Genomic DNA, 11004 nt, shown 5'->3' with positions numbered 1-11004 from the left:
CCTTAAATTGCCAGGCCCAGGCGGTAATAAATCACGAGATGATCCGGGGCCAGATCGCCCGGGTAGTGAATTGGCGAGCCAACCGTGAACTGGCTGGAGTAGTAGCGCCCGACCACGGTGATGCCGCCCGAGGCGCCCCACAATGTCCCGGAGGCCTGCCGATCGTCGTTGTCATTGCGCAGCCAGCCGCCGTCCACTGCTGCGTTCAGGCTGACTTCGCCCAGATAAGGGAGGCTGAACAAGGAGTAGCTCAGCTCGTTGCGAAGATACCCGCCGTTGTCGCCGGAAAGGTATTGCTCTTTAAAGCCGCGAACGGAGCTTTCACCGCCTATCGTTAAGCGTTCACTGCCGTAAAGTCGGTCCGGTGACCACTGCCCATAAACGCTGGTTAGCCACCAGATTTTTTGCGTCAGCGGGCGCTGGAAGCTGCCGCTCAGGCTCCATTTTTTGAACCCGGCTCTTGGCGCATCATCACGTTTGTCATTATCGTTTTCGGCACCGAACCACGGCACGCCGTGACTGAATGACGGGTTAAAGGTCGCCACGCCGCCGCCAATTTTCTGCGTATGGTTAAGGCCGAACTGCAGGCTGGTGAGCTTGCGGCTGCTGCTGAGCAGCGGCGCGTCATTGAGGTAGTTACGGCTGAGGCGGTGAGTCAGGCCTATGGTGGCGGCGGTTTTCAGATCGCCGTTTCGGTAAAGCACGTGCGAGAGATTCAGGCGATGCGTTTCGGCTCTCCCTGTGGAACGCCACAGATAGCCTTTGTTGTTGAGGGTGGTGAGGTAGTCGCTCCAGCTGTAGCTGTAATCGACCAGGCTATAGCCCCAGGGCACGCTGACTCCGGCCTGAAAACTTTGCGCGTCGTAGTCATTGGCAAAGTCACTGCTTCGCCCGCCGCTGACAAACCATTTATCGGCCAGCCCTACCGGGTTATTGGCGGTCAGCGAGCCGGTAAGCTGCCCGGTGCCGGTACTTTTTTGCCCGCTATTATCAAATCCCAGCGCGGCCGATAGCGGGAATTCCGGGGTTGCGGTGAGATTAACAATCGACTCACCCGCTTTCTCGCCAGGCAATATTTCAATTTGTACCGGCGTGGCCCGCAGCCGGTTAATTTGTTCCATGCCCTGTTCAATATCGCGCAGGTTGAGTATTTTTCCTTCAAGCCCAGGAAAAGCCATTTTAAGCTGACGCGAAGAAGCCCCTTCTATGTGAATGGCCTGTAGCTTCCCTTCCAGCACGGCAATATGCAGCGTGCCTCCGGACAAATCCTGCTCGGTCAGAAATGCGCGGCTGGTAATATATCCGCGGCTGATATACCAGTCAGAAATATCACGCGTAAGATTATTGATCTTCGCCATGCCGAGGCATTGATTAATATAGGGAGTGATTAATCTGTTCTGGTCACGCACGGAAAGCAGCGTGGCGTTATCAATAATGATTTGGCGGATTGTAAAACAGGGTCCCTGCTCTGGCCCCGCTGCTGGGCTTGCCAGTCGGGGCTTGAGGCTTCGCTGGATCTCTTCACGCTGCTGCTGATTTTGCAGCAATAAATCCTGCTGCTGTTGGAGAACCGTATCCCTGTCGGCAGGCGTTAGCGGTGCGGCATAGCTCAAAGGATAATAAGATAGCGCGTACAAAAGAACGGCTTTATGGTAGTGGCGCATAAAGTTAAAGTAAGTTTTTTTTCATTTCATTTAAGTATGCCAGCCCACACTCAAATAAGAAAAGTCTTAAATTAAAATCCTATTATTATTGGTAGTTAATTTGCGATAAGTCTATTTTAAAATTTAGGATAAGTGACATGAGAATAACTAAATTACTGTTTTTAATAAAAATCAAAAGTCGTTCGAATAATAATCAACAATAAAATAAAAAGAAGTCAGAAAAGAAAAAAGGCCACACATTTTCATGTGCAGCCTTTTTGATGAACGAGTGGAGATTAATCCACGCTTGCACCGCCGCTAATGCGGAACTTGATGTTGACGGTAATGCCCTGCCCAGGCTTACCGCTTTCGTAGCGCCATTTTTTCATCGCCTGCTTAACCTCACGTTCGAACATATTCGCAGGCTGAGCGGAAAGGATCTCCACGTTGTTCACGCGGCCATCAGCATCCACGTCAAACTTCACGCGTACGTTGCCATCCATACGCAGCGCAAAGGCACGCGCCGGGTACTGTGGCCTGTCGCGGCTGAGCACACGTGGCCCGGTATTCACCGACGGTGCCGGTGCTGCTGGCGCCGGTTTTGCCGCCGGGGTTGGCGATGGCTGTGCCGGAGCGTTGTTTTCAAACGGAGAAGCCGCCCGAGTTTCAACCGGCTTAACTTCACGCTTCGGCTGCTCGACTTTTTTCACCGGTTTAGGCTTCGGCTTGGGTTTAGGCTCCGGCTTGTGGATGACCACCGGGGCTTCTTTCGGCGGCTCAGGAATCGGTTCTGGCTCAGGTTCAGGCTCGGGTTCCGCTACCGGCTGTGGCGGGGGCGGAACAACCGCAGGCTCAAGGTCAGCCGGAGCGACCATCGTGACGCTGATGGGCTGCGAAGGCGCTGGGGACTCAATAACCTGATGTACCGAGGTGTAGAGCAACCCGGCCACAACGGCACCATGAATCCCGACGGAGAGAAGAGTCGGCCACGGAAAGCGGCGAGGTAAATCAAGGGTCATTGACGTCATAATGGTTTCAGTATCTTTAAGAGACGACAATTTTAAATGCAAATAGCAATCATATTCAACAACGCATCGTCCTGAGAGGCATTTTTTCCTGCTCACTAAGCACTTTTCCCTTAATTATCTCAAGGATTTAACATCCTGTTTATCTTTCAATTGCAGTCTGCACGGCATTCACTTACCGTGGTTTACAACCCAACATCAAGAAGGAAGTGTGCCCGTGTTGTACGTCATTTATGCTGAAGATATTGCCGACTCGCTGGAAAAACGTCTGTCGGTCCGCCCTGCTCACCTTGCCCGTCTCCAGCTGCTGCGCGATGAAGGCCGCTTGCTCACCGCAGGCCCGATGCCAGCCGTCGACAGCAACGACCCTGGCGCGGCAGGTTTCACAGGGTCAACGGTGATTGCCGAGTTTGCCTCCCTTGAAGAGGCAAAGGCCTGGGCTGACGCCGACCCGTATGTCGCCGCAGGCGTGTACGCTCATGTTGCAGTGAAGCCTTTCAAGAAAGTGTTCTGATTTGCGGTGAAGCGAGCCTGCCGTGAGCAGGCTCACTAGGGAATCAGGTTTCCGGCGTCAGCAAATGCTTATGGCGAAAACTGTCCCGATCGAGGGGGCGCGAGAAAAGATAGCCTTGTGCCATTCTGACATTGTTATTGAACAGCATTTGCATCTGCGAAAAGGTTTCCACCCCTTCGGCAATAACATCCACTTCACTCTCCTGCGCACGTCTGACAATACGCAGCGTTTCCTCACTGCACGTCGCCTTGAAACAGGAGCGGTCGAGCTTAATGAAGTTCGTATCCACCTGGGCCAGCCTGTCCTGCAGCTGCTCAACGCTGTGAATATCATCCCACGCCAGCAAGAAGCCAGCCTCGCGAAGGCGAACGGCATTTTCACGCCCGGCGTCATCTAACGGAAGATGGTTATCCGTTATCTCAAACACGATGCGCTGCACGGGCACAGAGCGCTGCACTGCGAGGGCAATAACCCGTCCGGCGAAACCGACGTCATTCAACTGCACGGGTGAAAGATTAAGGTGCATTAAATAGCTGCTGTTATGCGGCATGATGACGTCTTTCATGTAGCTAAAAGCCGTGGCGATAATATGCTCACCCAAAGAAACGATGCCGCCGTTGTCTTCCAGACGGTGAATAAACAGATCCGGGGCGACAAGGGCCCGGCGATGCACGCCCCGGATGAGCATTTCGGTTCCGACACACTTAAAACTTGATGTGTCGAAAATAGGCTGTAGCAACGACTCAAAAGCCATGCTGAAGTTATTCTTCATCACGCGATTAACGATGAACTCAGCGCTTTTCTCCATGTAACAACTCCTTAGTGCAGGCTTTTCTTAGCTGGTCGCGATAACCACTTTATTTTTACCACTGGATTTTGCCTTATAAAGCAGCCTGTCAGCTTTCTCGATAAGCGCCTCGTAGCCCTCTCCGCGCCACGGGCAAACCCCTCCGCTGAAGGTGACGGTCAGTCCTTGCTCACGCCAGGTTTTACTTTCCACCTGTTTACGCCAGCACTCCATAATTTCCATGGCTTTAACCTGATTATCGGAGAAGTAAATAAAGGCAATTTCTTCCCCGCCGTAACGATAAAGCTTCGCGTAATCGTCCAGCAGCCCCATGCCCATATCAGCGATAACTTTCAAAACCGTGTCGCCAACAAGATGACCGTATCCGTCGTTTATTTTTTTGAAGTTATCAATATCGATAATTCCGAGGCTAAAGGGAGCTTTACGGGTTAACAAATAATTAATATCATTATCAAAGCTTCGACGATTAAGCAGGCCGGTGAGACCATCCGTTAGTGAAGCACTTTTTGCATTTTTAATTTGCTGACTGCTTTCATTAATCTCATTTAAAATTTGCTTATCTACATCATTCTTTAACTCAAGCCGACCAAAGCGCATCATCGAAACGATATCCACGATCATCGATTTGATCGAATGGCGCATAAAGACCCACAACAATGAATAAATGGTCAGGCAGAAGGCGAATGCCACCCAAATAACCCAGACATAGTAGAAGGTGTGCTCATCTATTACTTTATCCTTAACGGTAAAGACGACAAACCAGTCGGGGTTAGAGAAAGAATAATAGTAATAACGCTTGCTGGTGACGTTGTCGTGAAATGAACCAAGTCCGTTGGTCATTCGCTCAATGGCTGCCTGCGGGACAGTCGGGGTGCCTATTGCATCGCTGTCTGCATCCAGGATGGCTCGCCCCTGGCGATCGACAATCGAGAAGTGCCCTTCACTCGGGCTCTCAAGCTGGCGCAGCACGTAGCTCATATTGATCAGATTCAGATCCATAGCAAACACGCCATAGCGCTCGCCTTTATCGTCATGCAGCAGTTTGGCAATCGTCACCACCGGCGATTTATCTATCGCATTAGCATAAATTTGGGAGTAGTTAACAAATGAGTTTTTCGCACTAAGGCGTTCGTACCAGTCTCGCCCCGCTAGAATATAATTACTGTCGACGTAAGATTTGGGGATACTGTTATAGCGGCCATCGCGCGTAGCAATAATATACCCTGAAACGACAGGCAGCATTGAGATTGACGTCGTGAGTTTTTTCTCCAGTTCTTCGTCTTCAGACTTGACCAGTGCCTCAACGTAATTGTTATTCAGCATAATAGAGTTTTGCCATAGCGCATTCTCTAAGGTTTTTAGCTGCTGCTCCAGGTAGAACGTTGCAATATTGTGTACAAAACCCTCGTTCTCTTCATTTAATGTGGTTTTCTGGTGATTATAACTTACATAGGAGATTATTGAGCTAAAAACAATTAGCACGGCAACAATAATAACAAACAGAAAGTTAATTCTCCTGGAGTAAGAGAAATCCTTTTTAATTAAATCACTAATCACTTATTCAGACATCCTGGAGATATAAGAAAAATCGCGAGGATTATGACGTTATTTTTTGCCCGGATGATGATCACGATCATTTTAAAAACAAACTTCCGCCGTTTGGAACGATAATTTCCGGCCAAAAGGAAGGCTTATTTCCTGGTTTACTCTAAGGGGGAGAAGAATTTTTTGATGGGCACCGCACGCGGTGCCCGATGCTTATGCCCAGCGATCGTGGATGGCAAACAGCAATGAATTACGCTGCTGGTTCACCAGGCACTTGCGAATGGCATGAATGCGCATATTGCGCCGTGACTGACTTTCCAGCCAACGCGCCCTGCGTTTTTGCGTTTGACGCTGCATCCGCCAACGCCCGACTTCCGTTCTGCTACGCCTCATTTCTATGACTCAATTTTCCAAAAAAGACGCGCCATTATAGAACCTTCTGCCGGGCAAACCATCCGTTTTGCGTATACTTTTAGTGTTAAGCAATGAAAGTTCTGCGTACACTCTCAACTCTTCGGTTTCAAAAGGATTTTTAAGGCATGACAACCTTCTATACCGTGGTGAGCTGGCTGGTTATTCTCGGCTACTGGCTGCTTATCGCTGGCGTTACGCTACGAATATTGATGAAACGCCGGGCCGTACCTTCCGCAATGGCCTGGCTGCTTATCATCTATATTCTGCCGCTGGTCGGGATTATTGCCTATCTTTCGGTGGGGGAACTGCACCTGGGCAAACGCCGTGCAGAGCGCGCCCGCGCTATGTGGCCTTCAACCGCCAAATGGCTAAAGGACCTGAAGAACTGCAAGCATATCTTCGCCTCAGAAACCAGCGAGGTGGCCAGCTCGCTGTTCCAGCTCTGTGAGCGCCGCCAGGGTATCGCCGGCGTGAAGGGCAATCAGCTACAGCTGCTGACAAGCTCAGATGACACCATGCAGGCGCTGATCCGCGATATTCAGCTAGCGCGCCACAACATCGAGATGGTGTTCTATATCTGGCAGCCTGGCGGCATGGCCGACCAGGTAGCAGAGTCGCTGATGGCCGCAGCTCGTCGTGGTATTCACTGCCGGCTGATGCTGGACTCCGCCGGCAGCGTGGCCTTCTTCCGTAGCCCGTGGGCGAACATGATGCGCAACGCGGGCATCGAAGTTGTCGAGGCGCTAAAAGTTAACCTGATGCGTGTTTTCCTGCGCCGTATGGACCTGCGCCAGCACCGCAAAATGGTGATGATCGATAACTACATTGCCTATACCGGCAGCATGAACATGGTGGATCCTCGTTTCTTCAAGCAGGATGCCAACGTGGGCCAGTGGGTCGACCTGATGGCGCGTATGGAAGGCCCGGTCGCCACCGCAATGGGCATCGTTTACTCCTGCGACTGGGAGATAGAGACCGGCAAACGCATTCTCCCTCCGCCGCCGGATGAAAACATCATGCCGTTTGAAGAAGCGAGCGGTCATACGATCCACACCATTGCCTCAGGCCCTGGCTTCCCGGAGGATTTGATTCATCAGGCGTTGCTTACGTCCGTCTACGCGGCGCGCGAATACCTGATAATGACTACCCCTTACTTCGTACCGAGTGATGATTTGCTGCATGCGATTTGCACCGCGGCTCAGCGAGGCGTGGACGTCAGCATTATTGTCCCGCGTAAAAACGATTCTCTACTGGTCGGCTGGGCAAGCCGCGCCTTCTTTACCGAACTGCTTGCCGCAGGTGTGAAGATTTATCAGTTTGAAGGGGGCCTGCTTCACACCAAGAGCGTGCTGGTTGACGGCCAGCTAAGCCTGGTGGGCACCGTGAACCTGGATATGCGCAGCCTGTGGCTCAACTTTGAGATTACGCTGGTCATCGATGATGAAGGTTTTGCCGGTGATTTAGCGGCAGTGCAGGACGACTATATTTCCCGCTCACGGCTGTTGGACGCGCATTTATGGCTAAAACGCCCGCTGTGGCAGCGTATGACCGAGCGACTGTTTTACTTCTTTAGTCCGTTGCTGTAAAACGTGGCGCATCAGCACTCGATAAGTGGATGTAGAGATGGAAATGGATCTGAATAACCGCCTGACCGAAGACGAGACTTTAGAGCAGGCGTACGACATATTTCTCGAACTCGCGGGCGATAACCTCGACCCTGCCGACATTATTCTTTTCAATCTGCAGTTCGAGGAGCGCGGCGGTGCTGAGCTGTTTGATCCTGCCGAAGACTGGCAGGAGCACGTCGACTTCGACCTGAACCCGGACTTCTTCGCAGAAGTGGTTATCGGGCTGGCCGACACCGACGGCGGCGAGCTAAACGATATCTTCGCTCGCGTTCTGCTGTGCCGCGAGAAAGACCACAAGCTTTGCCACATCCTGTGGCGTGAGTGATACTGAAGCAATAATCTGACGCGGCCTTCTGGCCGCGTCAGATTGATGACAAACAGCCGAAAAACGTGGTTTTCGACTGTTTGGGGCAAACCAGAGAACATTATTCATTGTTTTTGTTAGACCTGGGCTCGGACTTTTTTAGAGCAATGAACTTTATCAGCAGCCTCACGCGGCCTTCTGGCCGCGTTATTATTTCTCATTCGGCGGTAAATGCTCCCCACACGTTTTGCAGTAGTGCGCGTTAGCGGCATGATCCTGTTGATGACACCGTACACACTCTCTCACCGATCTTCTTCTTTGCATATCCTGTGACATTTGAGCCGTTAAAATCCCGGTAGGGATAGCTATCACCGAATAACCAATCAAAATCAGCAGCGAGGCAACGAAGCGGCCCAGCGCGGTATGCGGCACAATATCGCCGTAGCCGACGGTTGTCACCGTGACTACCGCCCAGTAGACCGCGACGCCCAGGCTGGTAAAGCCGTTAGCCTTCCCTTCTATGCCGTACATCAGCGCGCCCGCCGCGACCATCACAATGGCAATAAACGAGTAGAACAGGATCAGCTGGTTGCTGGCGTTAAGCAGGCTGCGCCAGAGGCTTTTGAGCGCCGGCATATAGCGCAGAAGCTTCAGTATGCGCAGCACGCGAATGGCTCGCATGGCTCGCCAGGCAAAATAGTAATGGATAGCAAATTCGGGCCACAGCCACAGCACATACAGCGGCAGCATGGTTGCCAGGTCAATAATGCCCCAGAAGCTGAACACATAGCGGACAGGTTTAGGCCAGGTCAACACTCGCAGCAGGTATTCGCAGGTGAACAGCAGCGTGAAGATGATTTCCAGCCAGATAAAGAGCTGCCATTCGCCGAACGTGAGCCTCGGGTCGTTCCCTACGCTTGATTCGGTAAATACAACGGCAACGCTGAGCAACGCCAGCAGGCCGCAAAACGCCTCAAACCGGCGCCCGGAACGGGTATTTTGATCAAACAGAAAGCGGTAAAGCAGCGCTCGAAGTGAAGAGATGTTCCCTGACACAGCAATCCTCGCATAAAGAAAGGGCCAGCTCGGTGCTGGCCCCTGGCGAGATTATAGCGGGTCGACCTTCAGACAGGAAACCGCATGGCGGAAACTGCCTTCCAGTACCGGACGCGTTTTGGCGCATTCCGGGCCTGCAATCGGGCAGCGGGTGCGGAACACGCAGCCTGACGGCGGGTTAATTGGCGACGGTAGCTCCCCTTCCAGCAGCTGGATGGTTTTATTTTTTTCCAGATCCGGATCGGGAATCGGTACCGCTGACATCAGCGCTTTGGTGTAAGGATGCAGCGGGTTGTGATAAACCTCGTCATAGGTGCCGAGTTCTACCGCATGGCCCAGGTACATGACCAGAACACGATCGGAGATGTGCTTTACCACCGCGAGATCGTGGGCGATGAAGATAAGCGACAGCCCCATTTCACGCTGCAGCTTCTGCAGCAGGTTAACCACCTGTGCCTGGATGGAAACGTCCAGCGCGGAGACCGGCTCATCACAGATAATGAGTTTAGGCTCCAGGATCAGCGCCCGCGCAATACCGATACGCTGACACTGGCCGCCGGAAAACTCATGCGGGTAGCGGTTAACCAGGTTTGGCAGCAGACCCACTTTCATCATCATAGCCTTCACGCGGTCGCGAACTTCCTGCTTAGGCATTTTTGGATGATAGGTCAGCAGCGGCTCGGCAATAATGTCGCCGATGTTCATGCGCGGGTTCAGCGAGGCCAGAGGATCCTGGAAAATCATCTGAATGTCGCTCCGCACGTTGCGCCACTCTTCCGGCTTCATGCCCAGAAGATCTTTGCCAAGCCAGGCCACGCGCCCCTCGGTCGCTTTCACCAGGCCAATGATGGCGCGGGCAAACGTCGACTTGCCACAGCCGGACTCGCCCACCACGCCGAGGGTCTCCCCTTCGTACAGGCGAAGCGTAACGCCATCAACGGCTTTCAGCGTTTTTGAAGGCTGCCAGAACCATTGCTTACCGTCTTTGATGTCAAAGTGCACCTTCAGGTCAGCGATTTCTAACAGAACTTTTCTCTCTTCTGCAACGGTGCTCATGCTAATTCCTCCACCGGTCTAAAGCAGGCACGCAGGCGGCCATCACCAAACTGCTCCAGTGGCGGAGCACTATTACACGCTTCCATCGCAAACTGGCAGCGAGGCTGGAACGGACATCCCTGCGGCAAACGCAGCAGGTTCGGTGGGTTACCCGGGATGGTGAGCAGAGCCTCACCTTCCGCATCCAGGCGCGGCACCGCGTTCAGCAGGCCAATGGAGTACGGGTGAACCGGCTTGTAGAACACGTCACGCGCGTTGCCGTATTCCATTGTACGCCCGGCATACATCACCAGCACTTTGTCGCAGATACCGGCCACCACGCCCAGGTCATGGGTGATCATAATGATCGCCGTGTTGAACTCGCGCTTCAGCTCGTTCAGCAGCGTCATGATCTGCGCCTGAACGGTAACGTCCAGCGCCGTGGTAGGTTCGTCAGCAATCAGCAGTTTTGGCCGGCACAGCAGCGCCATCGCAATCATCACGCGCTGACGCATCCCGCCGGAGAATTCATGCGGGAACATGCGCATACGCTTACGCGCTTCCGGCATTTTTACCGCATCCAGCATCCGCACAGACTCTTCAAACGCTTCCGCTTTACCGAGTTTCTTGTGCAGCATCAGCACTTCCATCAGCTGCTCGCCCACGCGCATGTACGGGTTCAGCGAGGTCATTGGATCCTGGAAAATCATCGAGATCTGCTCGGCACGCAGGCGGTTAAGCTGCGATTCCGGCAGGTTCAGGATCTCTTTGCCGTTGAATTTAGCGGAGCCGCCAATGCGACCGTTGGCCGCCAGCAGGCCCATCAGGGCAAAGGCAGTCTGCGACTTGCCGGAGCCGGACTCACCCACGATACCGAGGGTTTCACCCGCACGCAGGCTAAAGTTGAGGTCGTTTACCGCCGTGACGTCACCGTCTGGCGTGCCAAAGGTCACGCGCAGATCTTTAACGTCAAGCAATGCCTCAGATTTGCTCAGTGGAGCGGCCACCGGAGAGGTTTCAATCGTACTCATG

General features: G+C 52.9%; 11 protein-coding genes. 3 read left to right on the top strand and 8 right to left on the bottom strand.

What is annotated here, in order from left to right; genetic code table 11:
* Positions 1-2: 2 nt before the first annotated feature.
* Both JT31_RS22585 and tonB read right to left on the bottom strand, forming a co-directional pair.
* Positions 3-1664, bottom strand: coding sequence for a ShlB/FhaC/HecB family hemolysin secretion/activation protein (locus tag JT31_RS22585; RefSeq protein WP_038482517.1), 1662 nt, complete (start codon positions 1662-1664; stop codon positions 3-5).
* Between the two features lie 275 nt (positions 1665-1939).
* Complete coding sequence (gene tonB / locus JT31_RS22580) at positions 1940-2662, bottom strand: TonB system transport protein TonB (RefSeq protein ID WP_038483529.1); 723 nt, start codon at positions 2660-2662, stop codon at positions 1940-1942.
* Between the two features lie 223 nt (positions 2663-2885).
* Here tonB and JT31_RS22575 point away from each other — a divergent pair, with 223 nt between their 5' ends.
* On the top strand, positions 2886-3182 hold the full coding sequence (locus JT31_RS22575) for a YciI family protein (RefSeq protein ID WP_038482514.1): 297 nt from the start codon (positions 2886-2888) through the stop codon (positions 3180-3182).
* Between the two features lie 43 nt (positions 3183-3225).
* Here the strand turns inward: JT31_RS22575 and JT31_RS22570 are convergent, their stop codons facing one another.
* From JT31_RS22570 to JT31_RS22560, 3 genes are all read right to left on the bottom strand, one after another.
* Complete coding sequence (locus JT31_RS22570; RefSeq protein ID WP_038482511.1) at positions 3226-3990, bottom strand: EAL domain-containing protein; 765 nt, start codon at positions 3988-3990, stop codon at positions 3226-3228.
* Positions 3991-4017: 27 nt separating this feature from the next.
* Entirely contained in the window at positions 4018-5547 is a 1530-nt protein-coding gene (locus JT31_RS22565) for a sensor domain-containing diguanylate cyclase (protein WP_038482508.1), read from the bottom strand.
* A gap of 201 nt (positions 5548-5748) precedes the next feature.
* Positions 5749-5928, bottom strand: a complete 180-nt coding sequence (locus JT31_RS22560) for a YciY family protein (RefSeq protein WP_008454259.1) — start codon at positions 5926-5928, stop codon at positions 5749-5751.
* 146 nt (positions 5929-6074) lie between these two features.
* On the opposite strand from JT31_RS22560, the gene cls reads away from it, so the two are divergent.
* Both cls and JT31_RS22550 read left to right on the top strand, forming a co-directional pair.
* On the top strand, positions 6075-7535 hold the full coding sequence (gene cls, locus JT31_RS22555; protein WP_038482505.1) for a cardiolipin synthase: 1461 nt from the start codon (positions 6075-6077) through the stop codon (positions 7533-7535).
* Between the two features lie 37 nt (positions 7536-7572).
* Positions 7573-7902, top strand: a complete 330-nt coding sequence (locus tag JT31_RS22550) for an HI1450 family dsDNA-mimic protein (protein WP_008454257.1) — start codon at positions 7573-7575, stop codon at positions 7900-7902.
* 189 nt (positions 7903-8091) lie between these two features.
* On the opposite strand, the gene JT31_RS22545 is transcribed toward JT31_RS22550, so the two are convergent.
* Genes JT31_RS22545 through JT31_RS22535 form a run of 3 tightly spaced genes read right to left on the bottom strand, consistent with a single transcriptional unit; the run spans position 8092 to position 11003 of the window.
* Positions 8092-8937, bottom strand: coding sequence for an ion transporter (locus JT31_RS22545; RefSeq protein ID WP_038482502.1), 846 nt, complete (start codon positions 8935-8937; stop codon positions 8092-8094).
* Positions 8938-8988: 51 nt separating this feature from the next.
* Positions 8989-9993: a murein tripeptide/oligopeptide ABC transporter ATP binding protein OppF gene (gene oppF / locus JT31_RS22540; RefSeq protein WP_038482499.1), complete on the bottom strand. Its 1005-nt coding sequence runs from the start codon at positions 9991-9993 to the stop codon at positions 8989-8991.
* The gene (locus JT31_RS22535; protein ID WP_038482496.1) at positions 9990-11003 is read right to left on the bottom strand and encodes an ABC transporter ATP-binding protein; all 1014 of its coding nucleotides are present in this window, start codon (positions 11001-11003) and stop codon (positions 9990-9992) included. The genes oppF and JT31_RS22535 overlap by 4 nt, the downstream gene beginning before the upstream one ends.
* Position 11004: the final 1 nt, after the last annotated feature.

Source organism: Cedecea neteri, from assembly GCF_000757825.1.
Classification (GTDB): Bacteria; Pseudomonadota; Gammaproteobacteria; order Enterobacterales; family Enterobacteriaceae; genus Cedecea; species Cedecea selenatireducens.
Note: the sequence above shows the minus strand (reverse complement) of the source record. Positions and strands in the feature narration are given on the sequence as shown.